At 65.9% G+C, this 23,233-nt stretch carries 25 protein-coding genes and 2 pseudogenes; 19 read left to right on the top strand and 8 right to left on the bottom strand.

What is annotated here, in order from left to right; all coding sequences use genetic code 11:
- The first annotated feature begins 76 nt into the window (after positions 1-76).
- The 3 genes from ABZV44_RS31145 to ABZV44_RS31155 all read left to right on the top strand — a co-directional run bounded on the left by ABZV44_RS31145 (position 77) and on the right by ABZV44_RS31155 (position 3,281).
- Positions 77-280 carry a hypothetical protein gene (locus ABZV44_RS31145; protein WP_354844022.1) on the top strand — a complete coding sequence of 68 codons (204 nt, stop codon included), beginning with the start codon at positions 77-79 and terminating at the stop codon, positions 278-280.
- Positions 281-835: 555 nt separating this feature from the next.
- Positions 836-1,402 carry a type 1 glutamine amidotransferase domain-containing protein gene (locus ABZV44_RS31150; RefSeq protein WP_354844024.1) on the top strand — a complete coding sequence of 189 codons (567 nt, stop codon included), beginning with the start codon at positions 836-838 and terminating at the stop codon, positions 1,400-1,402.
- 67 nt (positions 1,403-1,469) lie between these two features.
- Positions 1,470-3,281, top strand: a complete 1,812-nt coding sequence (locus tag ABZV44_RS31155) for a glycoside hydrolase family 15 protein (RefSeq protein ID WP_354844027.1) — start codon at positions 1,470-1,472, stop codon at positions 3,279-3,281.
- A 109-nt stretch (positions 3,282-3,390) separates the two neighbouring features.
- On the opposite strand, the gene ABZV44_RS31160 is transcribed toward ABZV44_RS31155, so the two are convergent.
- Together ABZV44_RS31160 and ABZV44_RS31165 are read right to left on the bottom strand one after the other, a co-directional pair.
- Positions 3,391-4,377 carry a TIGR03557 family F420-dependent LLM class oxidoreductase gene (locus tag ABZV44_RS31160; RefSeq protein WP_354844030.1) on the bottom strand — a complete coding sequence of 329 codons (987 nt, stop codon included), beginning with the start codon at positions 4,375-4,377 and terminating at the stop codon, positions 3,391-3,393.
- A gap of 154 nt (positions 4,378-4,531) precedes the next feature.
- Positions 4,532-5,341 (bottom strand): annotated as a pseudogene (locus ABZV44_RS31165) (lysophospholipid acyltransferase family protein); the annotation flags it as partial.
- Positions 5,342-6,280: 939 nt separating this feature from the next.
- Here ABZV44_RS31165 and ABZV44_RS31170 point away from each other — a divergent pair.
- From ABZV44_RS31170 to ABZV44_RS31185, 4 genes are all read left to right on the top strand, one after another.
- Positions 6,281-7,348, top strand: a complete 1,068-nt coding sequence (locus ABZV44_RS31170; protein ID WP_354844033.1) for an iron-containing redox enzyme family protein — start codon at positions 6,281-6,283, stop codon at positions 7,346-7,348.
- Entirely contained in the window at positions 7,348-8,001 is a 654-nt protein-coding gene (locus ABZV44_RS31175) for a HemK2/MTQ2 family protein methyltransferase (protein ID WP_354844461.1), read from the top strand. Before ABZV44_RS31170 ends, ABZV44_RS31175 begins: the two co-directional genes overlap by 1 nt.
- Before the next feature lie 34 nt (positions 8,002-8,035).
- On the top strand, positions 8,036-8,179 hold the full coding sequence (locus ABZV44_RS31180; RefSeq protein WP_354844464.1) for a CDGSH iron-sulfur domain-containing protein: 144 nt from the start codon (positions 8,036-8,038) through the stop codon (positions 8,177-8,179).
- A gap of 150 nt (positions 8,180-8,329) precedes the next feature.
- Complete coding sequence (locus ABZV44_RS31185; RefSeq protein ID WP_354844036.1) at positions 8,330-8,818, top strand: DNA starvation/stationary phase protection protein; 489 nt, start codon at positions 8,330-8,332, stop codon at positions 8,816-8,818.
- 37 nt (positions 8,819-8,855) lie between these two features.
- Here ABZV44_RS31185 and ABZV44_RS31190 read toward each other — a convergent pair whose 3' ends face one another.
- Complete coding sequence (locus ABZV44_RS31190; protein ID WP_354844039.1) at positions 8,856-10,310, bottom strand: ornithine decarboxylase; 1,455 nt, start codon at positions 10,308-10,310, stop codon at positions 8,856-8,858.
- A gap of 43 nt (positions 10,311-10,353) precedes the next feature.
- The gene (locus ABZV44_RS31195) at positions 10,354-10,497 is read right to left on the bottom strand and encodes a hypothetical protein (RefSeq protein WP_354844042.1); all 144 of its coding nucleotides are present in this window, start codon (positions 10,495-10,497) and stop codon (positions 10,354-10,356) included.
- Between the two features lie 453 nt (positions 10,498-10,950).
- On the opposite strand from ABZV44_RS31195, the gene ABZV44_RS31200 reads away from it, so the two are divergent.
- The 4 genes from ABZV44_RS31200 to ABZV44_RS31215 all read left to right on the top strand — a co-directional run bounded on the left by ABZV44_RS31200 (position 10,951) and on the right by ABZV44_RS31215 (position 13,087).
- Positions 10,951-11,556 carry an alpha/beta hydrolase gene (locus tag ABZV44_RS31200; RefSeq protein WP_354844045.1) on the top strand — a complete coding sequence of 202 codons (606 nt, stop codon included), beginning with the start codon at positions 10,951-10,953 and terminating at the stop codon, positions 11,554-11,556.
- Complete coding sequence (locus tag ABZV44_RS31205; RefSeq protein WP_354844047.1) at positions 11,541-11,810, top strand: alpha/beta fold hydrolase; 270 nt, start codon at positions 11,541-11,543, stop codon at positions 11,808-11,810. Before ABZV44_RS31200 ends, ABZV44_RS31205 begins: the two co-directional genes overlap by 16 nt.
- A 98-nt stretch (positions 11,811-11,908) precedes the next feature.
- Entirely contained in the window at positions 11,909-12,109 is a 201-nt protein-coding gene (locus tag ABZV44_RS31210; protein WP_354844050.1) for a hypothetical protein, read from the top strand.
- 558 nt (positions 12,110-12,667) lie between these two features.
- Positions 12,668-13,087, top strand: coding sequence for an STAS domain-containing protein (locus ABZV44_RS31215; RefSeq protein WP_354844053.1), 420 nt, complete (start codon positions 12,668-12,670; stop codon positions 13,085-13,087).
- 994 nt (positions 13,088-14,081) lie between these two features.
- Here ABZV44_RS31215 and ABZV44_RS31220 read toward each other — a convergent pair.
- Positions 14,082-14,633 carry a hemerythrin domain-containing protein gene (locus tag ABZV44_RS31220; protein WP_354844056.1) on the bottom strand — a complete coding sequence of 184 codons (552 nt, stop codon included), beginning with the start codon at positions 14,631-14,633 and terminating at the stop codon, positions 14,082-14,084.
- A 420-nt stretch (positions 14,634-15,053) separates the two neighbouring features.
- Here ABZV44_RS31220 and ABZV44_RS31225 point away from each other — a divergent pair.
- From ABZV44_RS31225 to ABZV44_RS31250, 6 genes and pseudogenes are all read left to right on the top strand, one after another.
- Positions 15,054-15,257: pseudogene (locus tag ABZV44_RS31225) on the top strand (gas vesicle protein K); the annotation flags it as partial.
- Positions 15,258-15,514: 257 nt separating this feature from the next.
- Entirely contained in the window at positions 15,515-15,670 is a 156-nt protein-coding gene (locus ABZV44_RS31230) for a DUF6131 family protein (RefSeq protein ID WP_354844059.1), read from the top strand.
- Positions 15,671-16,025: 355 nt separating this feature from the next.
- Positions 16,026-16,199: a CsbD family protein gene (locus tag ABZV44_RS31235; RefSeq protein ID WP_354844062.1), complete on the top strand. Its 174-nt coding sequence runs from the start codon at positions 16,026-16,028 to the stop codon at positions 16,197-16,199.
- A 170-nt stretch (positions 16,200-16,369) separates the two neighbouring features.
- Positions 16,370-18,481 carry a catalase gene (locus tag ABZV44_RS31240; RefSeq protein WP_354844065.1) on the top strand — a complete coding sequence of 704 codons (2,112 nt, stop codon included), beginning with the start codon at positions 16,370-16,372 and terminating at the stop codon, positions 18,479-18,481.
- A gap of 297 nt (positions 18,482-18,778) precedes the next feature.
- The gene (locus ABZV44_RS31245) at positions 18,779-19,171 is read left to right on the top strand and encodes a phage holin family protein (RefSeq protein ID WP_354844068.1); all 393 of its coding nucleotides are present in this window, start codon (positions 18,779-18,781) and stop codon (positions 19,169-19,171) included.
- A gap of 48 nt (positions 19,172-19,219) precedes the next feature.
- The gene (locus tag ABZV44_RS31250; RefSeq protein ID WP_354844070.1) at positions 19,220-19,876 is read left to right on the top strand and encodes a UdgX family uracil-DNA binding protein; all 657 of its coding nucleotides are present in this window, start codon (positions 19,220-19,222) and stop codon (positions 19,874-19,876) included.
- A 181-nt stretch (positions 19,877-20,057) separates the two neighbouring features.
- On the opposite strand, the gene ABZV44_RS31255 is transcribed toward ABZV44_RS31250, so the two are convergent.
- The 3 genes from ABZV44_RS31255 to ABZV44_RS31265 all read right to left on the bottom strand — a co-directional run bounded on the left by ABZV44_RS31255 (position 20,058) and on the right by ABZV44_RS31265 (position 20,901).
- Complete coding sequence (locus ABZV44_RS31255) at positions 20,058-20,279, bottom strand: hypothetical protein (RefSeq protein WP_354844073.1); 222 nt, start codon at positions 20,277-20,279, stop codon at positions 20,058-20,060.
- Positions 20,280-20,368: 89 nt separating this feature from the next.
- Positions 20,369-20,689: a hypothetical protein gene (locus ABZV44_RS31260; protein ID WP_354844075.1), complete on the bottom strand. Its 321-nt coding sequence runs from the start codon at positions 20,687-20,689 to the stop codon at positions 20,369-20,371.
- Positions 20,629-20,901, bottom strand: a complete 273-nt coding sequence (locus ABZV44_RS31265) for a hypothetical protein (protein WP_354844078.1) — start codon at positions 20,899-20,901, stop codon at positions 20,629-20,631. The genes ABZV44_RS31260 and ABZV44_RS31265 overlap by 61 nt, the downstream gene beginning before the upstream one ends.
- A 146-nt stretch (positions 20,902-21,047) precedes the next feature.
- Here ABZV44_RS31265 and ABZV44_RS31270 point away from each other — a divergent pair, with 146 nt between their 5' ends.
- Together ABZV44_RS31270 and ABZV44_RS31275 are read left to right on the top strand one after the other, a co-directional pair.
- A complete protein-coding gene (locus tag ABZV44_RS31270; protein ID WP_354844080.1) occupies positions 21,048-22,484 on the top strand; it encodes a CYTH and CHAD domain-containing protein in 1,437 nt (478 codons plus the stop codon).
- A gap of 112 nt (positions 22,485-22,596) precedes the next feature.
- Positions 22,597-22,992 carry a hypothetical protein gene (locus ABZV44_RS31275; protein ID WP_354844082.1) on the top strand — a complete coding sequence of 132 codons (396 nt, stop codon included), beginning with the start codon at positions 22,597-22,599 and terminating at the stop codon, positions 22,990-22,992.
- Positions 22,993-23,233: the final 241 nt, after the last annotated feature.

Consider the following 23,233-nt stretch of genomic DNA (forward strand, 5'->3'; position numbering starts at 1 on the left):
AGCGCGAGGCCCAGGCCGAGAAGGACCGTGCCGTGGCCCAGGCTCAGGAAGCGCGTCAGCGGGCGCAGCAGAATCGGTGACGGGTCGCGGCCGATCTCCCAACGACAAGGACGAGCTCGCGACCGTGGTGCGCCTCGCCGAGGCCCTCTCGCCCACCCGCCCGCATCCGGAGGTGGGTGTCTCCCTGGCCGCGAATCTCCTGATCGGCCCGCCCCTGGCGGTGTTCGACCGGATCGGTGACGCCATCCGCGGATGGCGTCGGCAGAGCAGCATCGCCTAGCGCCGCGTCTCGCGGTACCCATATCGAAATCCCCTGGCCTGCAATGGAAAAGGCCAGGGGATTTCGGGCGGTCCGAGTGAATCCCCAGTAGCGCTGATGCCCGCCGTTCGGAAGGCCGGCCATCCCGAGCAGCAAAGCCGCCGACGGCGACATCACCGAGACCGTCGGCGACCTGCCTTCGAACCTGCACGCCAACGGCGAGCTCGGAGGAACGCGACGTAATCCCGGGTGCTGGTTGATGCCGGTTGGGTTGGGTACCCGACGGATATCTAGATCAGATGGTCTGGCAGTGCACTACTTCCGGCGGCAGTCGCGGTCCGTATAGGACGCACCGGCAACGGCGGCGGTACCTCAACGGCGAGGTAGGCGAGCGAACCGCGACAGCTGAGGCGGAGAGTCGGCCCATCGCTGACGAAGGGAACTGCGATGACGTATCGGCACATCGCACTCACCGATGCCGTTGCACGGCAATCGTTGTCACGGCTCGAGTATGAGGTGGCAATCGCCGGGCTCTGAAGGAGTCCGGCGAGACGACGAGACGAGAGGAGAACTCCTGTGTCAGTAGAACTCGAAGGCGTCCGCGTCCTGATCATTACCGCCAATACGGGGGTGGAGCGCGACGAGATAGCGGTACCCAGGGATCAACTACGTGCCCGCGGCGCGCACGTGACCCACGCCGCGGTGGAAGCGATCGATGTGTACACCTTCCGTCACGATCTCATTCCGTCCGAAACGCTGCGGCCGGACGCCGCCCTCGCCGATGTGGATCCCGGTGCGTTCGACGTATTGGTCATTCCGGGTGGCACGGTCAATGCCGATAAACTCCGAACCGACTTCGGGGCAAGGGAACTGGTCCGATCCGTAGTCGCGGCCGGCCGTCCGATCGCGGCGATATGCCATGGTCCGTGGCTGCTGGTCGAGGCCGCGGTGGTGGCGGATAGGACGGTGACGTCGTATCCGTCGTTGCGTACCGATCTGATCAATGCCGGCGCGGCCTGGGTCGACGAGCCGGTCGTCCGCAGCGATGGCGACGGCTGGACGCTCATCACCTCACGCAATCCCGACGACCTACCCGATTTCGTCGACGCCATCACCGCGGAGTTGAGCGTCCGGACGTCGTGACGCAGCAGTCCCCTCTCGCGAGGGCGATGTGGTTCAGCGATTACCCGCAGCAATCGCGTGGTAACCCGTGAGCGTGGAGCCGACGCCGATCGAGCAGCCGCATGTGCTGCGGGAGTACGCGTTCGTCGCCGACGGTGAACGCGGCGCGCTGATCGGTCCGCGCGGTGACATCGCGTGGCTGTGCGCACCCCAGTGGGACGGTGCCCCGGTGTTCGACACCTTGATCGGGGGCGCGAGTGTGTACTCGGTGACGCCGGAGGAGCGCTTCGTGTGGGGCGGCTACTACGACTCCGGCAGCCTGATCTGGAATTCGCGCTGGGTGACCAGCTCCACGGTGATCGAGTGCCGCGAGGCGCTGGCCTTTCCCGCTCACGCGCACCGGGTCGTGGTGCTGCGCCGGATACGCGCACTGGACGGTGAAGCGCGGGTCGTGGTGGAGTTGAACCCGGCCCACGAGTACGGATCGGCCCCCCTCCGCGACGTTCGGTGTGCCGCGGGGGTCTGGGAGGCGCGGTGCGGTCGGCTGCGGCTGCGGTGGAGCGGTGGGGCCGCAGCGGTATTCCACGAGAATTCACCCTGCCCCGGTTGGCGATTGCCGGTGCGAGTGCCGGCCGGGCATCACCACGACCTGGTGCTCGAACTCTCGGACACCGGCTGGACCGGCCCGCCACCAGACCCCGGAACCTGCTGGCAGGCAACAGATCTCACATGGAAGCGGGAGATTCCGGCATTGCGAGCGAATGCCGCCCCGCGCGACGCCACCCACGCGTATGCCGTGCTGCGCGGAATGACCAGTGCCGGAGGCGGCATGGTCGCCGCGGCCACCACAGGCTTGCCCGAACGGGCGGAGGAGGGAGCCAATTACGACTACCGATACGTGTGGATCCGCGACCAGTGCCTGGCCGGGCAGGCCGTCGCCGCGGCCGGGGCGCTGCCGCTGCTCGATTCGGCTGTGCGGTTCACCGCGGAACGGCTTCTCGCTGACGGGCCGGCCCTGATGCCCGCCTATACGTTGCGCGGTGAGCCGGTGCCGCCGGGTCGGGCCGTCGATCTGCCCGGCTATCCGGGTGGTCAGGCGGTGGTCGGGAACCGGGTGCGAGAGCAGTTCCAGCTCGACATCTTCGGTGAAGCACTGCTGGTGTTCGCCGCGGCGGCCCGCCACGACCATCTGCCCGGCGATTACCAGCGGGCGGTCGCCCTCGCGGTGGATGCCATTGCCGCGCACCGCGATCGCCCCGATGCCGGCATCTGGGAGATCGACGACGAGTGCTGGACCCACTCGCGGCTGATCTGCGCGGCGGGATTGCGTGCGGTGGCCGAGTTTCCCGCCACCGGAGCCGACGCAGCGGCCTGCCTGCACCTGGCAGTGGCGCTGGTGTCGCAGGCGGCACGCACCAGCGTGCATCCCACCGGACGCTGGCAACGGTCGCCTCAACACCCGGAAGTGGATGCCGCGTTGCTGCTGCCGATCATCCGGGGTGCGTTACCGCGCGGCGATCCACGCGATCGGGCCACGGTGGTGGCGATCGCGCGCGAATTGTCCAGCGATTTCTACGTGTACCGCTATCGCGAAGGGCACAGTCCACTCGGCAGCAACGAGGGCGCGTTTCTGCTGTGCGGTTTCGCGATGGCGATCGCGGCGGCCGACCTCGATCATCCCGTCGTCGCGGCGCGCTATTTCGAACGCAACCGTGCAGCATGTGGCACACCGGGATTGTTCGCCGAGGAATTCGACGTCACCCAGCGCCAGCTACGCGGCAATCTGCCCCAGGCATTCGTGCACGGGCTACTACTGGAGGCCTCCAATCACCCGGCCCTGCAACGGGAATGGGCCGAACTCGAGCGCGGAGACCGCGGGCAGGGACAGGATCGACCGTGACCGGCTCACCGACCACCGGGATGGTCGGCCCTGTCGGAGACCGTGGGATGAGCCAGCCGGTGTGCTCCCCGGCGGCACTCGATCGCCGCGATGCTCTCATCGGGCGCGGTCACCCGTCGGCGGCGCGGAGTTTGGTCAGTAGCGGTTGCGCGGCCTCGGCGAGGAAACGGTCCTGCAGTTCGTCGCCGACCTGGACGAGAGCGATATCGGTGTATCCCGCCTGCTGGAAGGGGCGCACCGCGTCGATGATGGCGTCGAGGTCGGGTCCGCACGCGATCGTGTCCGCGATGTCGTGGGGGCGCACGAACTGCGTCGCGGCCGCGAAGCTCGCCGGGGTCGGCAGGTTCGCGTTCACATCCCACCCGCCCGCCGACCACCGGAACTGCTCATGGGCACGCTGAATTGCCTTGTCGCGGTCGGCATCCCAGCTGATCGGCAGCTGTCCGGTCACCCGCGAAGTAGCCGGGCCGGAGTCGTTGACGTGCGCGCGATGCCAGGCTTCGACCAGTGCGGGCGCGGGGCTGGTGCTGATCATCTCGTCGGCCAGTGGTGCGAATCGTTGCACCGAGCGGGGGCCCGACACCGCGACCGCGATCGGCACCGGCTGCTGGGGCAGGTCCCAGATCTTGGCGGCGTCGACGCGATACCAGTGGCCGTGCCGATCGACCGTGGCTCCGGTGTGCAGGTCGCGAATGATGCCGATGGCTTCGGCGAGGCGGTCCTGCCGCTCCTCGAGCCCGGGCCAGCCCGCCCCGACGACATGCTCGTTGAGGCTTTCACCGCTGCCCAGACCGAGGGTGAATCGTCCCTCGGCCAGGATTTGCAGGGTCGCTGCCTGCTGGGCGACGACCGCGGGGTGATACCGCATGGTCGGGCAGGTCACATAGGTCATGAACGGGATCCGCGAGGTCGCCTGGGCGACGGCGCCGAGTACGGTCCACGCGTGCGGCGCGTGGCCCTGTTCCTCGAGCCATGGTGAGTAGTGGTCGCTGCTGACCAGGAAGTCGAATCCGGCCGCTTCGGCGGCGACAGCGTAGCGGACGAGCTCGCGCGGGCCGCTCTGCTCGGTCATCAGTGTGTATCCGAATCGGGTCACGGTCACTCCCTTGTCGCTCGGCTGGATATCGGGGGGCTACCCGCTGACGAGTCGCCTATCCGCGCGGATGTCTTCGATCGCGCCGATGCCGGCCTGTAGGGGTCGAACTGGACGAAGAGTCACGTCAGCCAGGCAAGACGTGCCGGGACTATCGCTAGCCCGTGAACGGATTGCGACGCTCGATCAGCCGTCTGTACAGCGTGTGCTGGATCGTTTCGCGGACCTGATCGGTGATCTCGAACATGGTCATCGGATCGTCGGCGGCCTCGGGGCCGTACGCGCCGGTGGGGATGGGCTCACCGAACTCGATGTGCCACTTGGACGGCAGCGGGATAGCGCCCAGCACACCCAGGTGGGGGAACAGTGGCGTCACGGGGAAGTACGGCAGTCCGAGCAGCCGGGCCAGCGGGGTGAGGTCGGCCAGTTTCGGATAGATCTCCTCCGAGCCGACGATCGAGCACGGAATGAGCGGCACACCGGTCCTGAGGGCCACCGAGGCGAAGCCGCCGCGCCCGAACCGCTGCAATTTGTACCGCTCGCTGTAGGGCTTGCCGACGCCCTTGAAGCCCTCGGGGAATACGCCCGCCAGCTCGCCGGTGCGCAACAGTCGCTCGGCGTCGGTGGGGCAGGCCAGCGTGTGCCCGGCCTTGCGGGCGAGTTCGCCCAGGATCGGCAGCTCGAAGACGAGGTCGGCGGCCAGCAGTCGAAGCGCCCGCCGCTTGGGATGGCGATCGTGCACGGCCACCTGCAGCATCAGCGCGTCCAGCGGCAGCACGCCGGCGTGGTTGGCGACGATCAGCGCGCCGTCGAACTCGGGGAGATTCTCGATGCCAGTGACCTGCACCCGGAACCACAGCTGCGACAGCGGCCGCAGGGCCGGCAGGATCAGCGATTCCAGCAGGTGCTCGTCGAGGCCGAACTCGTCGAGCCGGTAGTCCCCGGTGAGGCGGCGGCGCGCGAAGTCGACCGTGCCGCGGACGCCAGCGGTGATATGGCCTGCCACCAGATCGCCGAGGGTCACGCGAGGACCGCGACGACGGCGAGTTTCCCGATACGCATGATGTGAGCCACCGTTCGATTCGTTCTTCGGAACTGCAATCGTGGAGTGTGGTGCACAGAAGCGGGGCGAGCGGTTCGATCTTATCCCGGTCCGGTCCCGCCCGCCGGGGCGGGTGAGGGCTTCGACGGTCTTGGCCGGCTGGGCCCCGGTGTTCGTCCCACCGATGCCGGTCGAACGGAAGCCCCTGCCGTCCAAGGAATTTCGGCATCGGCAGTGAGAGCGGGGTGGCACGTGTTCGCGGGATCGGCACTGGAGTTCATCCGGCCCGACATCGGTAGACCCCCGGGTCAATGCCTTTTCCTCGTCGGCGGCGAGGCCCGATGCTGGTGGTAGAGCCTGCGCGGCGAGGGTTCGGCTCGGCTCGTGGATCTCGCCGCGCAGGGTGTGCGGACTGCGACCCGCGGTGATCTTCTCGCCTGGCTCAGGGGCGGGATCTGCAGGTCAGTCGGGCGGGCGGTCCCGACAGAACAACGGTGTGCCACACCGTCGAGTAGCTCGCGACCGCGAGTGCGCACGGATGGCCCCGATCAAAACCCGCGCGTGTGTCGACTCGGGCTCTCACCACTGCTGCCGACGATAGGCCATCCCCACCTCGGCCGTCGGGTGTTCGGCCGAGGAAATGCTTCCGCCGATGCGCTACACCGCCACTTCACGGTCGCCATCGTCGTGTTGGTGATCTGGGTATTCGGATTTGTTTCCCTACGCCGATTCAGCAGGCAGCCGTGGGCGCTGGTACCGCTGGTAACGGCTCACTGTCCGCGCGGGCGTCGTGCGACCCGGTTTGCACCAGGGGGAAATGAGTAGCCTGGGAAGACAACCCGTCCGCGTTCGGAGGAGTTGATCGTGTGGACCGAGGCCTCTGGAAGAAGGGTGCTTCCGCACCCGTGCGGTGAGCTGTCGGCGGGCGTGGTCGAGGCGCTCGGAAAGCCCCCCGGCTCAGCGATCCCGGCGGCATCGGCGCCGGCTGATCCCTACGGCCGCGATCTGCATTTGGCGCTGCATACGTGCTATGGCCTGTATTACGAGGGTTTCGACGGTGTGGACGCGGGCTGGGAATGGGATCCGGGCCTGTTGTGCGTGCGTGCGGAGCTGGAACGCCATTTCCTCGCGGCGCTGCGCGCCGATGTCGCCGATGGCGTTGATGTGGAGACCGAACTCGAGGAACTGTTGATCGTTCCCGACGAGGAGTCCGGTGTCGCGGCGTTTCTGCGGGACCACGGCAAGCCATGGCAGGTGCGCGAGTATTTCGTGCACCGGTCGATCCTGCACCATCAGGAGGCCGATCCATACGCGTGGCTGATTCCGCGGTTGCGCGGCCGGGCCAAGGCGGCACTGGTGGCCGTCGAGTTCGACGAATTCGGCGGTGGCCACGGTGACAGGATTCATCAGCGGCTGTATGCGAATCTGCTGGAGGGGGCGGGCCTGGACCCGTCGTATCTGGCCTATCTGGATGTGGTGCCGGCGCCCATGCTCGCGATCGTGAACATGATGTCGCTGTTCTGTCTGCATCGTGGCCTGCGGGCTGCGGGTGTCGGTCACTTCGCGGCCGTGGAGATCACGTCCTCGCCGGCGTCGCGCCGCATGGTCGAAGCATTGGAGAGACTTGGAGCCGACCCGGCGTGTATCACGTTCTATCGCGAACATGTCGAGGCGGATGCGGTGCACGAGCAGCTCATGCGACGTGAGGTGATCGGGGACCTGCTGGCACGCGAACCGGACACACGCGCCTCGATAGTTTTCGGTATCCGGGCCACGAACCTGCTCGAGGACCGTTTCGCCGATCACCTGATGAGCTGTTGGCGTGACGACCGCACGTCCTTGCTCGGCCCGGAAGCACCCGATGGAAAGGATCAAAATTCGATGGTCCATTTGCGCATACCCAGCGAATTCGTGGCTATTCACCGTAGGTGATGTTGATTCGGACACCAGGTGTGTACAGGCCCCAGGCCGACACCCACCTGCTCATCACCGCGATGTCCGCTGCGGGCATCCCGCCGCACGGTCGTGTGCTGGATGTGGGTACCGGAACCGGGGTGCTGGCGATCGAAGCGGCCCGGATCAAGGCCGCGTCGGTCACTGCCGTGGACATCTCCCGGGCCGCGCTGGCGTCCGCGTGGATGAACAGCCGGCTGCGGGGCCTCGAGGTCGAGTTGATCCACGGTGACTTCGGCTCGGTGTTACGTGGCCGGCGCTTCGACGTGGTGGTATCCAATCCGCCGTACGTGCCGTGTCTGGACAGCAAGCGTCCGCGGGGTGCGGCGAGAAGCTGGGACGCGGGGGTAGACGGCAGGGCGGCGATCGACGCCCTGTGCCGGCTCGCACCCGAATTGCTTTCCACGACTGGAATCCTGCTGATGGTCCATTCCGCGCTGTGCGGCGTCGACAGCACCTTGAACCGCCTGCGGGAGGCCGAGTTGAAGGCCGCGACAATCGCGAGGGCGAGTGTCCCGTTCGGCCCCGTGCTGCGCCGGCGTGCCGGATGGATGGTCGATCGCGGGCTCTTGCGCCCCGGCCAGAGTCACGAGGAACTGGTGGTGATCCGTGCCGATCGAACCCGAAAATGACCGACGAACAATTACTTACACCGTAGACGGGCCCATGCTGGTCGAGGGACCGGTGCGACTGGTGACCGCTGACGGCCGCACGATTGTTTGCGACCGGTGCGTGGTGGCACTGTGCCTGTGTCGCCGCTCGGCGATCTATCCGCTGTGCGACACCAGCCACCGCAAACGTCGCCGCTGACCGGCGTCACCGTGGACGAATGGTCATCGGTGATGGCGGGCTCATTCTGGCTCACCGGTAAATCTCCGAGTACCGGGCGGTTGGGTTGAAACCGGACGGGGCGGGTAGGGCGTGAGGGAATCGTTGTGCTCACGGAGGAGGTCAGACAGCATGCCCGATCAGCCCATCACCAGCCCGCTCGACATCGATCGGCAGCGTGCGGCCGGAACCGCGCTGCGCGAAACGGTTGTCGATCTGATCGATCTGTCGTTGATTGCCAAGCAGGCGCATTGGAACGTCATCGGCCCGCATTTCCGGTCGCTGCATCTGGCTCTTGACGAAGTAGTCACCGCCGCACGGCAATTCACCGACGCCGCGGCCGAGCGGGCGACCGCGATCGGGGTCAGTCCGGATGGTCGCGCTGCCACCGTCGCACAGGAATCGGCGGCTGCCGGGATCACCGATTGCTGGCAGCGCGATACCGCGGTCATCGACGCCATGGTCGGCAATCTGTGGACGATCATCATCCGGCTACGCCAACGCATCGAAAGCACCGCGACCGCGGACCCGGTGACCCAGGACCTGCTGATCGATATCGCCGCCCGTCTCGAGCAGCTCCACTGGATGTGGCAGGCCCAGCAGGCGCCGGTGCCGAAATAGTCGTGCGCCCCGGAGAAACACGGCAGCCGGGTACGCCTCAGCGGGCGACTACTCGCAGTGTTCGTAATTCGGCGTCGGCGGGGTCGGGTACGTTCATGCCGGCGGCGAGTCCGGAGCGTAGATAGTCGACGACCGCGATGTCGATGAGTTCCCCGGGCACGATCACGGGGATGCCCGGTGGGTAGGGGGTGACCTGTTCGGCGGCGATACGGCCTGGTGCGTGTTCGATGGGCACGGTGTCGTAGGGGCCGAAGAACGCGTCTCGCGGCAGCAGTACCGACTCGAGTTGCAGGTCGCGTGGTGAGGGCAGCCGAATATGGTGGGGGACAGGGTTGTTCACCTGAACCCGCCAGGCTGTGAGCGCGTCCACCAGGGCGTCGACGGTGGTCTGGTCGTCGGCGATGGACAGGGTGGCCATGATGCGGCGGTGGTCGATGTGGCCCAGGTCCAGGCGCCGATTCTCGCGCATCCAGTCCGCGACCTGGTATCCGGTAGCGCCGGTGCCGGAGATGTCCATCAGCACCTGCAGGCGGTCCAGATCGTGGGAGGCTTCCGCACCGAGCAGTTCGTCGTGCATGACGCTGATTCCGGGGATCCGGGCCAGGGCCTCGCGTGCCCGATCAGCGGTTTCCAGTGCGGCGCTGAGTAATTCGTGGCCGTGTTCGACCATCTGCCGTCGCCAGCCGTCCATCGCGGCGTAGAGCAGCACGTTGGGGCTGGTGGTCATGAGCAGGTCCGCGCACTGGCGCAGGTGATCACGGTCGACCAGATCGCCCTGGACGTGGAAGATCGACCCTTGTTCGAATCCGGCGCCCATCTTGTGCACGCTCACCACACAGATGTCGGCCCCGGCGTCCATGGCCCAGGTGGGCAGGTCGGGGTGGAACGGCAGATGTGCGCCCCAGGCCTCGTCCACGATGAGCGGTTTGCCGTACGCATGGCATATCTCGGCGATGGCGGCGATGTCGGCACACGTGCCGTATGGGCTGGGGCTGACGATGAGCGCGCCGGCGGCCTGCGGATGGCGCTGCCAGGCCTGCCGCACCTGCTCTGGTGAGGGTGGATGCGAAAAGTGCCGTGCCGCATCCCATCTGGGTGCGATCCAATACGGCCGGACCCCGGAGAACACCAGCCCGGCCACGATGGATTTGTGGCTGTCGCGACCGAGAATGAGCCCACCGTCGCCGCCGGCCACCGCCAGCATGGCGGCCTTGATCGACAGCGAGCTGCCGCAGGTGGAGAAGAACGCGTAGTCCGCGCCGACCGCGTCGGCCATCAGTTCCTCGGCCCGTGTCAGCCGATGGCCGCGGGCGAGTCGGTCGTCCATGCCCGGCGATGCCAGCACATCGGCGCGCAGCGCGTCGCCCAGCACCGCGGTCACCCGCGGGTCCGCGCCGCGACCCTGCCGATGTCCGGGCGGGGTGAAGCCATAACGGCCCAGCCGCCTGTAGTCGGCGAGCGCGTCGAGTACCGGAGCAGTCGAGTGATCCATCACGCCTCCCGAGTGCGGGCAGCCGCCGGCGCTCGACCGGTGGTCATTGGCCCGGGTAGTTGTGCTCGCGCAGCAGCCTGGCCACGTGTGCGGTGTTGCGAGCGCGGGTCGCGTTGGTCCTGGCTCCGGACTCGGCCGGTGACTTCTTCCGGGTGCAGACCAGAGCAACGGCATTCGATTCGGTCATCAGAATTCACCACCTTCCGATATCGGTCCTTACCGAGGGCTTCGGCCGATTGCGGCCGTCGGTGCTGTGTGCGGTTCATCCCTGGACAGGAAGCCGTGCCGGGTGCGGCGAACCGGTTGGACACGGGCGCGATACCCGGCGCGCAGTCACGCAAACGCGGCCGACGTTCGGCCCGAGCTGTGGCGCGATGTTCGACCGCCATGGATCGGAGACGACATCGACTCATACGTCATGATGTGATAATATCACAAGGTGACATAAAGATCGGGCTGATTCGGGCTCGGCGCGCACCTCACACTCTCGCGGATGAGGCAGTCGTCCCCTGCGGCGAGACCAATCTGGATACCGGCCGGATGAAACAGGCCGGGCGATCACCGGCATCGCTCTGATCGATGCCGTCGCGGGCAAGGCCCGCGGGGTCTCTTCGCGGACAACGAAGTTCAGAACGAGGCGATGACAATGATGTCGGCCACCAGGCGGCCCACGAACCTGCCGTCACTGAAAGCCCTGCACACCGGGTCCGGCGAGCCCCTTCTGCTGCTGCACGGGTTCATGATGTCCCCGCGCTGCTGGGAGCCGGTCGCGGCACGGCTGTCGGACACGTGTGAGGTGTTCGCCCCGGCTTTGATCGGCCATTGGGGCGGACCCGAGCTGCGGGCCCGATACCTGAATGTGGCGGCGCTGGCCGACGAGATCGAAAACCAGCTCGACGAATTGGGATGGCGCACCTGCCATATCGCCGGCAATTCACTCGGCGCCTGGGTCGGTTTCGAACTGGCCTACCGGGGCCGCGCTCGCACCCTCACCGCGATCGCGCCGGCCGGCGGCTGGGATTGCCCCTCGCTGCTGCAACTTCGAATCGGGCTGAAGTTCCTGGCGCTGGTGCCGATCGTGCAGCTGGGCAAGCGACTCGGTCCGGCGCTGCGATTCAGCGGTCCCGCCCGCCGGCTCGCGCTGGCGGCGCTCAGCGGCGACCCCTCGGCGGTGCCGGCCCCCGCGGTGACCACGGCGATCACCGCGGCACTGCACTGCACTGCCCGGCCATGCTGCCGCTGCTGATCGGCGGCCTGCGTATGCCCGGACCCGACCACCTGTCGACGCTGAAAACCCCGGTACGCCTGCTGATCTGCGAACACGACCGGGTGACACCCAACCTCGCCTACGCTCAGCATTTCCTGCGTGAACTGCCCGACTCGGCCGACCGCATCCTCGTGCACGGTGCCGGACACGTCCCCATGCTGGAGGCGCCCGACCGCATCGCCGCCCTGATCGGCGAACACGTCCACGCCGGCCCACATCAGCGCGCCGCGTGAAAATGCCGGTGATTATCGACCGACAGCGGGGGGTAGATCGACCTTGTGGCGGCGCAGGATCGTCTGCATCCCGCACGCAGAACCCGAAGGGGAGTTCCATGCCCGATTCGAGCAATCCGGGTCAATTCGGCAACCGGCCCGACACCCGGGAGCAGGCGCGCAAGGGCGGCAAGGCCAGCAGCGGCAGCTTCGGTGAGCCCAATGCGGCCGACCCGCACTTAGCCGGCCGCAAGGGCGCCCAGGCTCAGCCGCCCGAAGCGAAAGCGAAAGGCGGACACCACAGCCACGGCCGGCACTGACCGCGCGCACGACAAATAGACGAGGACGACGGGCCCCGGGGTGGCCCGAGATCCGCGCCCTCGTCCAGGTTCGAACTTCTTCGGAGAGTTCCTGTTCGAGCCGCGAGGCCGTCGGTACATCGGAGGATGTCGGCGCAGCGCGTGACCCAAGTGTCCGAGCCGATACGAGGATCGCGTCCTGAGGCTCACCCGTCGCAGCTCGGGGCGCGATCCTTGGCCAACCGTCGAGCTTGCCCCGACCATCATCGGGGCCCGGCGTCGTGCATGCGACGGTGTCGTCCACCGTCGCCCAGGGCTGCCCACACGACAGACCCGCAGATCCCGCCCCTGACGCAGGCGGAAGGTCACTGCCGATCGCAATCGGATACCTGCCCCGAGCGGAAGGTAACGGGTTTGTCTCGCTGGCGTAGCGGGTATTCTGTATGCACGGTTGAGAACACCAGCCCAGTCGGTGCCACAGTCACGGTGCAGGCGACAAACCGTGTGGTAGAACCTCCATTTTCTCGAGTCGTCCCACACACCTGGACAAGGGATTTGATCCTGATGTCGAGTTCGTTCATGGTTGCACCCGGATCCACACCAGCCCAGCGTTGCGGCCCGCCCACACGGCTGGGCATCACCCACAGCAGGCCGTCGCCGTCCATGACGGTCCTGACCGCCACCGGCGAGATCGATTGCTGCACCGTCGAAGCATTCCGCGAACACCTCACCGAGGCCATCGATACCAGTAGCCGCGTTGTGGTGGTGGACCTGTCACGGATCACCTTCCTCAGCATCTCGGGGCTGCTGGCCGTCCTCGATGCCGACGACGCTGCTCGCCGCCACCACATCCGCCTGCGGGTGGTCACCGGACCGCGGTGCGTGGACCGGCTGTTCGAGGTCTGCGGCCAGGCCACCGACCTGGCAATCACCCACACGATCGCCGCCGCCTGCACACCCGGGCCTCGAGCCCTCACACCCGCGCGCACGCTGCCCTGATCGGATCACCCAAGCCGGTAATCGGCTGTGCCCGACCCCGCTCCGGGCTCTGGCACAGCCGCACGCAGGGCTAACGGGGTCTCCTCGGCCGGCACCATCCCTGGGCGCAGGATACTGAAACGGTGACCGAACCCGGTGACCGTGCGGCTGCGTGCCCGAATGGGTGCGACCGTCTCCGCGTTCGACCACATCCCGCTCACCGTCCACGACCGCATCCCGCCTTCGTGATCCGCACCAGCCAGTGGTGAAACGTCAGCCGCGAGCGCGGTGGCAAGAGTCCAGGGTGCTCATCGGTTGTGCGCGATCACCGACCACGGCCTCTTCGATCCGGTGGCTTCGCCGCACGGGTGCCGCGGGTAGATTGTGGCACCGCGGCCCCCGCACGATCGCAGCCCAACATCACGGTCTTCCACCACTCGTCGAGCGGACTCGGATCGGGCCACACTGCAGCCGGTTCGCTGAATTCCCATCTGCTGGCGACCCTTTCGCCAGATTGCTCGGTCACCGCCGCAGCCCGTTCGCCGAGTCTGTCGACGGGGCCGCTGCTGATGACGCCACGTCTGGCGTGGTGCGCTGTCCTGTCCCTGATCGAGGCAACTGTGTCGGCCCGATGAACGTCGATGATTCCGGCTGGGCCGCCATGACGTACCTCCTCGTTCGCACTGCCTCTACGAATTCGCAGTGCAACTCACGTTCCAGCACTACCCGCCCACCGGACTTCGAACCTCCGAAAAGGCCAACTGTCACCTCTTCGAGAGTTCATCCTTCCCGGCCGTCGAACTCGGCCCCGCCTGCGGGATACAGAACATAGAAACGTCGCGACCGAAAACACCACGCGCCGTGGCCCTCTCCGGAATTTCTCGCCCGCCATGGACTGCGTGGGCGATCTGGCGCCAGCCTCGGGCAGCCGAGATTCAGTGGACCGGGCGGTGATTCGGTTCTTGCGGGCGGCCCGGGATGACGGTATGCCGATTCAGGTCAGCGTGTGCGCCTGCTAATTCTGTGATCGCCAGTCGCGCACCGCGTCTCGTATCCGGTCGAACACCGCCAGCGGCGGTCCGGCGATCAGGTTGGCCGCCGGGGAGGATCCGGCGTGCGGATGCGGCCGGGTGGGGGCCATCGCTTCCGCGGCACGCACCGAACCTGCCCAATGTTCGAGCTGGCTCACCGAGTATTGGCGACGCAGCAGCACGAACTCCTCCGCCTCCTCGTGCGCCGCGTGCTTCGCCACCGCGTCGGCGAAATCGGCGAGTTTGGACGAGAAGTCCGGGTGATCGACTCCCAGGTCATAGAGTTCGGCGAGCGCCTTTTTGGCGTGATCCTCTTCCTCCACGCGCGCGTCGACCATCTCCTCGGCGCCGAACTGCGCGCGCTTGGCGACGGGATGGACCACCTCTTCCTCGGCGCTCTCGTGTACCGCGAGCAACCGGACCAGTTCGGTGAACAGTTCCTGCCGGTCCTCCCGTCCCGAACGCAGTTGTTCGAGCAGGGTGGAGATCTGTTCGTGTTGCGCGGTCAGCAGGTCGACCACATCTTGCTCGGCCATGGCTATTCCTTCCCTCTTGCCTGCAACGTGATTCGAGCCGATATTGCGTAGAAACCTGACACCCGAGGGGCATCACAGCTGTGCGATACCCCGTCGGCTGCGAGCTATTCCCGCACGTGCATGCCGCTGCCGGTCCTGCGCGGCCTGGATCGATTCCCCGCATGGGCCGAGTTCACCGAGGACGCGACAGGCATCGCGACCGGACTGGCCGGCCGATCAACTACCAGCGCCCGTGCCGGCGGTCATTCACGTGTTCGAACGTGCAGCCGGACCATGGGCAAGGCGGTGACGGGTGCACCGGCGGCCGCCTCGATCGTTGCTCGCAGCTTCTTCCAGGCTCGGGGGTGGTGGCGGCGGTATCGGCCGAGTGCGTCGGCGGACTCGCGGGGTTTCATCTGAGGAAGGCATTTCCGCAGGTCGACCCTGGCGGAGCTACTGCGGCAATTGATGGAGCGGCAAGCGCTACGCCGTGTCGACGCCGGTTATCTCACCAACGCCCGGATCGAACGCATCGGCACCACCCTGATGCTGCTCGAGCAACCCATGGACGAACTACGCGATCACTCCGGACTCGCCCCGGACGATCTCGCTATCGACCTCGGCCCCCTCGGCACACTACTTCCCGTGAACCGTGCGATCCCTCGATCAGGTGACCACGATGGGGCAACGAACGATCGCCCGAGCAGGCGGGACAGGCCGAGTGCGAGCTGGCCGGCCGTCGATTCATTGCAACTCGAAAGACATTGCGAGGGCGCTGGGACATTGGACGATTCGGTGCGCTGATTGAACCGCCGACGTGAGGGTATGCGCGTCATGACCGATATCAGCACCGGAGGGCTTCTCGGGCCCTTCGGTCGCAGCAGCGAAACCAGGTAGTGGCCATGATCATCCTCGGAATCATCCTTCTCCTCGTCGGGTTCATATTCGGCATTCCGATCCTGTGGACCATCGGGATCGTGGTGCTCGTCATCGGGCTCGTGTTACTGCTGTTGGGGTCGATGGGCCGTGCTGTCGGCGGCCGTCGCCATTACTATTGACCCCCAATCGCGCGTCTCCAACCGACGACCACCGCAACGAATCTGTCGCAAGCCCCTGAAGATCGACCGGTAGCGAATTCTCGCTCTCCGGCGGTGCTGCAACGTGGATGTCGACTCTCAGAACCCACCCCTGTTCGAATCTGGTGCGGCGCAGCCAATCCGGCTGGCCGAGTACGCATCGGCAGATGCTGCTGTCGCGAGTCGGGTGACATTCCCGTCGAGAACACCGCGAGCGATCACGGTTTCGAGGTTTTCTCTCCCTCGCCCCGGGTAGTGCGGTCATGTGTGGCCGACCAGCGGGTCGCATGCGATATCAACCGCGGCCGGACACGGCCGCAGTGAAAAGGAGAAAGTGATGAGCACTACGGACAAGGTCAAGAACAAGGCCCAGCAACTCGGTGGAAAGGCCAAGGAGAAGGCGGGCCGAGCGACAAATAACCCCCGGCGCGAGCAGGAAGGCAAGACCAAGCAGGTGAAGTCCGACCTGAAGTCCGCAGGAGAGAAGGTCAAGGACGCCTTCAAACGGTAGAGCGACGGCGGAAGGAGTCGACGCAAAGGCCGCGGGACGCCCGCCCGAGAGAGTTCGTGCGTGTCGATTCGACAGGGGAGAACGTGATGCGCAGCGTGAGTGCCCGGTTCAAGGGCATGCGGGGCGTGTGGGCGACACCCGTGGTCGGCCGTCGAACAGAGGAGAATCGAATGGGTAGAGAGTTCGATAGCAAACAGCGCCAATTGGATTCATATCGGGTCGACCGTGAACAGGGGCGTCTGACGACGCAACAAGGCGTCCGTGTGGAGAGCACTGATGATTCGCTCTCGGTCGGCGAACGTGGTCCTACTCTCCTGGAGGATTTTCATGCCAGGGAGAAGATCACTCACTTCGATCACGAACGCATACCCGAGCGGGTCGTGCACGCGCGTGGAGCGGGTGCGTATGGCTTCTTCCGGCCTTACCAGAGCTGGCTCTCCGACTACACCACCGCGCGTTTTCTCACCGATCCCTCCGTGGAAACCCCGGTTTTCGTCCGGTTTTCGACGGTCGCGGGCTCGCGAGGTTCGGCGGACACCGTGCGTGACGTACGCGGCTTCGCGACCAAGTTCTACACCGCCGAGGGCAATTACGATCTGGTCGGCAATAACTTTCCGGTCTTCTTCATCCAGGATGGGATCAAGTTCCCCGACTTCGTGCACGCGGTGAAACCGGAGCCGCACAATGAGATTCCGCAGGCCGCGTCCGCACACGACACTCTCTGGGATTTCGTCGGGCAGCAGCCGGAAACACTGCACGCGATCCTCTGGTTGATGTCGGACCGCGCGCTGCCGCGCAGCTATCGGATGATGCAGGGGTTCGGTGTGCACACCTTCCGGCTCGTCGATGCCGATGGCCGGGGTACGTTCGTGAAGTTCCATTGGAAGCCCGCACTCGGTGTGCACTCGCTGCTGTGGGAGGAATCCCAGCAGATCGCCGGCCACGATCCGGATTTCAACCGGCGCGACCTGTGGGACTGCATCGCCGCCGAGCAGTTTCCGGAGTGGGAGCTGGGCGTGCAGTTGATCCCGGAGAATCGGGAGTTCGACTTCGACTTCGATCTGCTCGATGCGACGAAACTCGTTCCGGAGGAACAGGTTCCGGTACGTCCGGTTGGTGCCATGGTCTTGAACCGGAATCCGGACAACTTCTTCGCTGAAACCGAGCAGGTGGCCTTCCACACGGCGAACCTGGTGCCGGGCATCGATTTCACCGACGATCCGCTGCTGCAGATGCGCAACTTCTCCTACCTGGACACGCAGTTGATCCGGCTGGGCGGGCCGAATTTCGCGCAGCTGCCGATCAATCGGCCGGTCGCCGAGGTGCGCAATCATCAGCAGGACGGGTATGGGCAGCACGCCATACCGCGCGGCGAAGCCGCGTACACGGTCAACACGATCGGTGGCGGATGTCCGGCCGTGGGGGGCGGCGGCGCATTCCTGCACTCGCCGGAAGCGCTGTACGGCGCCGCGATTCGGCGGCGCGCCGATAGTTTCCGCGAGCACTATCAGCAGCCTCGCATGTTCTGGCGCAGCATGTCCGAGCCGGAGGCTGACCACATTGTCGCGGCGTTCGCCTTCGAACTCGGGAAGGTGACGCGGCCTGCGATCCGCACCACGGTTCTCGAGCAGCTGCTCCACGTCGACCCCGAACTCGCGATTCGCGTAGCGGACGAGCTCGGAGATTCGAGCCTGCCGGCCGAAGCCCCAGGTTCCTTGGACGGAATCGTGTCGCCGTCGTTGTCGCAGCTGGACACAGCGGCCGACACGATCGCCACCCGCAAGATCGCGATACTGGCCGCGGAAGGCGCGGATATCGAGGGCATCCGCCGAGTTCGTGGCTGGCTCTCGGATCGCGGCGCGACCTCCGAAGTCATTGCGCCGCGCGGAGGTCGGGTGAACGCAGCGGACGGTATCGACGCGGACCTGCGTGTGGATCGCGCCTTGGCGACGGTGTCGTCGGTGCTCTATGACGGCGTTCTCGTCGCCGGCGGATCCGAAGCCGTCGACATATTGGCGAGCAGTGGTCAAGCCCTGCACTTCGTCCTGGAAGCCTTCAAACATGCCAAACCGATCGGCGGGTTCGGTGCCGGTGCCACATTGCTCCACACAGCCGGCATCGCAGGGGACGACCCCTCCGATACCGGCTTCGATCGGGCAAACGGGGTGATAGTGACCACGTCGACCGGCGGTGATATCGGCGAGGACTTTGTCACCGACTTCGCGGAAGCGCTGGCCAGACATCGAATATGGTGGCGGTCCACCGCCGCTGTGCCGGCCTGAAACCCTGGACGCTACGGCCCGATTCATAGCGATGTCTCCGGGCCGTAGTTACGGGCCGCGCGGTATTCCCACCGTGTAGAACGCCGCGCGGCCCTCGAACCCGCCGTGCTTTGCCGTGATACCGGCTCTCGGCGGCCCGTACGGAATGTTCGTCAGGTGCAGGGACTGCCAACGCGACAGCACAGAAGCACAGGGCAACCAGATATAGACGCACGAACTTTCCTTTCTCGAATCCTGTGTCCGGGTTCGCTCAGCGGGTAAGTCGGTGGCATCAGCGATCAGCGAGGAGGTGTGGATATGGCGGAGGTACCCCGCAGCGAAGGACCGAACCTGTCCCCGTTGTTCGAGGCGACGGGCGTGACTGGCTCGGAGGTGAATCGGATATTGCGCGAGCAGATCGATCTCGCGATGCGCGACACCGTCAATGGAATGATGCCGCAGCTGCGTGCGCGAGCCAGGTGGTATGCGACGACGGTCATGCTGGCCCTGTACGGCGGGGGTGCGTTGGTCGCGGCGGTGCTGCTGCTGATCACGCTGGCGGTGCCCGCCTGGGTGGCCGCGCTCATCGTAGGGGCGATTCTTCTGATCGCGGCGGCAATCGTCTACGCCCTCGCGAAATCCCGCACCCATCCGGAGTCGAGCCCGGTTCCGGGGAAATTGCTCAGTGGCGAACCGCACCGGCCGAGATAGCGCCGCCTCGCGGTCCGACCGCTCATCGAGGAACATCGCGCATTTTGCTTGGCTGCTCGCCGAACAGAACCATCCCGGACTACAAGGCGGAACAGAATGATGAGCGCAGCGGACTTTGTTCCCCCTCACGCTGGACTCTCCGGACTTCGCAGAGCCGCGCGTGACTGCCATGGCTGCCCTCTGTACCGGTACGCCGAACAGACCGTTTTCGGTGAGGGACGCGCGGATTCCGACATCGTGATGGTCGGTGAGCAGCCCGGGGATCGAGAAGACCGCCAAGGACATCCCTTCGTCGGACCGGCAGGGCGCTTGCTCGATCGCGCACTGGCCGAGGCCGGAATCGGCCGTGATCAGGTGTACCTGACCAACGCGGTCAAGCATTTCAAGTTCACCCGGCGCGGTAAGCGTCGAATACATGAGCAGCCCAATCGAACCGAGGTGGTCGCGTGCGCGCCCTGGTTCGAGGCCGAAGTGGAGGCCATCCGGCCACGTCTGGTGGTGTGCCTGGGACGGATCGCGGCTCAGTCGATCCTCGGGCCCGACTTCCGGGTCACGGCCGAACGGGGACGATTCATCCCACACGCCGGCTATCTGGTGCTGACCACGGTGCACCCGGCGTCGGTCCTGCGCAGCCCGGATCGGGAGCACGCGTACGCGGAGTTCGTCGAAGACCTGAAGCGCATCACACTAAAACTGGCCGATTGATCATCGTCCGACCCGGAGCACTGCGGCCCGACCAACTGCCACGGACCATCGCATATTTCCGCACCGCACGCGATGTGCCGAGCATCCAATTGCCCAGCGCCGGAGGCGAAGACGAGTCCGGCGCCCCAGGCACGATCGATCACGTCGATGCCAGCCGGTGCAGTACCCCGCACCGCCGATATCAATCGTCATCCGGCGTAACGTCCGGTTCCTCGGCGGCCAGTCGCCGCACCAGGCTGTCATCACCGGGTGTGTCGCTCAGTTCCTCATCCGTGGGCTCCCATCGATCGGGAGGATCGGCGGCCTCCTCGATCGGATCGGCATCCAACGTGTCCTCGTCGAGTTGCTCGGCCGTCGAGGGTATATCCGGCTCGCCCGTCGGATCGCTCGGAAACGGATTCATGATCACACCCCTTACGACGATAAGTTGCCTGCCGTGAAAAGCACGGTCAGCGTCATATCCACTCGCCTACCCGCGCATGATCAGGTTATTCACCACATGGTCGTGTGATTACGGGGCTGCGTCGCCAGCACTCGGTGAGCCACCTCGAACAGATGGCGGGTTCGGTGCGTGCCGCGGAAGCGGTGGCCCCCGGCCGCGTCCCGCCCGACCGCTGGGATGTGCCCGGTCGGGTACGGGCAGATCCACACCCTGCTCCGCGCGGGTGGAATCGCCAGCGCCCGAATGCGATCCCATGTCTGCTCGTCGGTCATGCGCCCGTTCGCGGTCGTGGTGTAGGAGTGGGTGTCTTTCAGTCGTTGCGAAACTGGTCGGCGCGGTGAGACAAACGCTCGGCGAAGGTCTCCACCCATGCCACCGACTCCGATTCGTCAGCGGTCTGCGCGGCCTTCGGTGCGGCATGCGCGCCGTGCTGTGAGGTCTCTTCGGACCGGGCCTGCAGGGCCAATAGGCGCATCCCCCAGGAGGCGTAGGCCTCTACGCACATTCCCGCGCAGTCGGCTGCGTGATGAAGGACGCCCCAATCGTTCTCGTCGACGATCACCACGATCTCCCTGGTCGCCATGCTCGGCAACGGTAGTCCCCATACCCCGCACCGGCTTGGACCGACGCTGCGCAAGTTGATTTCCCCGCGCCCTCCGGCCCGCTGATACCCGTCCGGATATCGCTTTTCCCTGTTTGACGTGTGGTTTGCCGGGAATACGCCAACACATGAAGGACGTACTCGAACGTGAGAGCAAATGGGCGGTTGACCGGGACTTCGCTCTTCCGAGGCTCGACGACGTTGTCGCGAACAGCCGCATCGAGGAGATCCCGGTCGAGCTCACCAGTACCTATTTCGACACCGCCGAGCGAGATCTGCTCGCCCACGACCTGACGTTGCGTCGCCGTGAGGGAGACGACGAATCCGGCTGGCAATTGAAGATCCCCCAAGCTTCGGGTCGCGTCGAGGTAACCGCCCAACTGTCGGACGAGCTGCCGCCAGAACTCGCCGAGGTTGTCAACGGCGCAGCACTGGGTAGACCTTTGAACGCGGTCGCCAGGGTTCATACATTGCGCCGCCGTCACCGCATCCTCGGTTCGGACGGCGAACTGATCGTCGAGATCGATGACGACACGGTGGACTCGACCGCAGCCGACCGGCCTGCTGAACCGGTCGCCTGGCGTGAGATCGAGGTCGAACTCGGCCCTCACACCAACGAAGTCCCGGCGATACTGCTGGACCGGCTCGCCGAGGCAGGCGCCCGCGAGTCGAGCTACCGCTCCAAGCTGTCTCATGTACTGCCGGAGCGATCCGGACCGGCCGCCACCAGTTCGCGGGCGGCACATGCCATGCACGATTACATGACCACACAGATCGACCTGATCTTCGCCGGTGACGTCGGGCTCCGCCGAGGCGAGGAACCAATCCACGACACCCGTGTCGCGACGCGGCGACTGCGCAGCACGCTGCGCGTGTTCGGCAAGCTGATGGACCGCTATGTCGTCGGCGAGATCGACACCGAGCTGAAATGGTACGCAGCGCTGCTCGGCGACATACGCGATTGTCATGTCCAACGCCGACGCCTCGCCGATGAACTCGACGCCCTACCGCCGGAACTCATCTTGGGTCCTGTCGCTGCGCGGATCGACGCGAGGCTGCTGGCTCGGCAGTTGCCGAGCCGCAATGCGCTCGCTGAGGCAATGAACTCGCCTCGCTACCTGCGACTGCTCGCGACCCTGCAGGCATGGAAATCACAGCCGCCGTTCGAGCGACGGATCCGGCGGCGCCAACTCGTGAAGCGGGCCCGCCGCGCCGCGGACAAAGCCGACCGCCGGTTGGTGACCGCACTGCACAATCACCGACACGAATCGCTGCATCGCGCGCGTAAAGCCGCCAAACGCGCACGCTATGCCGCCGAATTGCACAAACCTGTTCGAAAGCGGGCGCGGGCAAAATCGAATATCAAGCACTACAAGAAGATTCAGCGCCTACTCGGCGACTACAACGACAGCGTCGTCTCGTCCGAATTCCTGTGGCGAACCGCTACAACAGCGGGCACCGCAGGTGGTGAGAACGGCTTCACCTATGGCCTGCTCTACGCGAACGAGATGCAAGCAAAGGAGGGCGCGCGCCGGAGTGTCGCGGCAGTTGCCAGAGGCGAATAGATAGCGGTCCCGGGGACAGTGCCGGGCGATGCATGCTCTGGTTGCTTATTTTCCCAGCTCGTGGGTAGTCGAGTGGCGTAAGGATTACCGGGGGAGTGCGAGGAGTCGAAAAATGAGCACCACCATTGTGATCGTGATCATTGTTGTCGCTGTTGTGGTCATTCTGCTTGTGGCCTGGGCGTTGATGCGCCGACGGCGCGAACACCAGCGGGTCGAAGCCAAGGGCATTCGAGACCGCGCGGCGAAACAGGAACTCGAGGTCGGTCAGCGGGAGGCGCGGGCGCAGGAGATCGCTGCCCGCAGTCGCGCGGCACAGGCCGAAGGTGAGATCAAGGCGGCACAGGCCGAACAGCTTGCCCAGCAGGCGGGCGTGCATCGCAGCGAGGCAGCGGATTCGCGAACCGAATTGGACAAGGAGTGGGAGCGCGCGGACAAGGTCGATCCGGACTCGAAGTCGGGTGAGAAGCAGCGCCAGGCTGATCCAGAACAGCCGTCGCGCAGCTCCTGACAGTGATCCTGAGGTTTTTCCGACCTGGGTCGAGAATTCCGCACTGCGATGTCCCGGCGCGTGTACCGTCGCGGTGGATTCGACCTGCGCGCCGGACAGCGAACTGCCATGGGCGGCTGGGATGGCTGTCTATGGCCGACACTCCGATGGCCGAATGCCAATTCGGTCATCGCTTGAAGGCGTTCTGCGGATTTCAGGTCCGACCCCTCACTCGGCGGTTCAATCAGCGCACCGAATCGCC

Origin of the sequence: Nocardia sp. NPDC004860 (assembly GCF_040609015.1) — a bacterium.
Lineage (GTDB): Bacteria > Actinomycetota > Actinomycetes > Mycobacteriales > Mycobacteriaceae > Nocardia.

Coding starts and splice junctions, on each gene's coding strand:
- ABZV44_RS31175 (WP_354844461.1), top strand. CDS start 7,348: ATGTTGATTCGGACACCAGGTGTGTACAGGCCCCAGGCCGACACCCAC.
- ABZV44_RS31180 (WP_354844464.1), top strand. CDS start 8,036: ATGCTGGTCGAGGGACCGGTGCGACTGGTGACCGCTGACGGCCGCACG.
- ABZV44_RS31185 (WP_354844036.1), top strand. CDS start 8,330: ATGCCCGATCAGCCCATCACCAGCCCGCTCGACATCGATCGGCAGCGT.
- ABZV44_RS31190 (WP_354844039.1), bottom strand. CDS start 10,310: ATGGATCACTCGACTGCTCCGGTACTCGACGCGCTCGCCGACTACAGG.
- ABZV44_RS31195 (WP_354844042.1), bottom strand. CDS start 10,497: ATGACCGAATCGAATGCCGTTGCTCTGGTCTGCACCCGGAAGAAGTCA.
- ABZV44_RS31200 (WP_354844045.1), top strand. CDS start 10,951: ATGACAATGATGTCGGCCACCAGGCGGCCCACGAACCTGCCGTCACTG.
- ABZV44_RS31205 (WP_354844047.1), top strand. CDS start 11,541: ATGCTGCCGCTGCTGATCGGCGGCCTGCGTATGCCCGGACCCGACCAC.
- ABZV44_RS31210 (WP_354844050.1), top strand. CDS start 11,909: ATGCCCGATTCGAGCAATCCGGGTCAATTCGGCAACCGGCCCGACACC.
- ABZV44_RS31215 (WP_354844053.1), top strand. CDS start 12,668: ATGGTTGCACCCGGATCCACACCAGCCCAGCGTTGCGGCCCGCCCACA.
- ABZV44_RS31220 (WP_354844056.1), bottom strand. CDS start 14,633: ATGGCCGAGCAAGATGTGGTCGACCTGCTGACCGCGCAACACGAACAG.
- ABZV44_RS31230 (WP_354844059.1), top strand. CDS start 15,515: ATGATCATCCTCGGAATCATCCTTCTCCTCGTCGGGTTCATATTCGGC.
- ABZV44_RS31235 (WP_354844062.1), top strand. CDS start 16,026: ATGAGCACTACGGACAAGGTCAAGAACAAGGCCCAGCAACTCGGTGGA.
- ABZV44_RS31240 (WP_354844065.1), top strand. CDS start 16,370: ATGGGTAGAGAGTTCGATAGCAAACAGCGCCAATTGGATTCATATCGG.
- ABZV44_RS31245 (WP_354844068.1), top strand. CDS start 18,779: ATGGCGGAGGTACCCCGCAGCGAAGGACCGAACCTGTCCCCGTTGTTC.
- ABZV44_RS31255 (WP_354844073.1), bottom strand. CDS start 20,279: ATGAATCCGTTTCCGAGCGATCCGACGGGCGAGCCGGATATACCCTCG.
- ABZV44_RS31260 (WP_354844075.1), bottom strand. CDS start 20,689: ATGGGTGGAGACCTTCGCCGAGCGTTTGTCTCACCGCGCCGACCAGTT.
- ABZV44_RS31265 (WP_354844078.1), bottom strand. CDS start 20,901: ATGGCGACCAGGGAGATCGTGGTGATCGTCGACGAGAACGATTGGGGC.
- ABZV44_RS31270 (WP_354844080.1), top strand. CDS start 21,048: ATGAAGGACGTACTCGAACGTGAGAGCAAATGGGCGGTTGACCGGGAC.
- ABZV44_RS31275 (WP_354844082.1), top strand. CDS start 22,597: ATGAGCACCACCATTGTGATCGTGATCATTGTTGTCGCTGTTGTGGTC.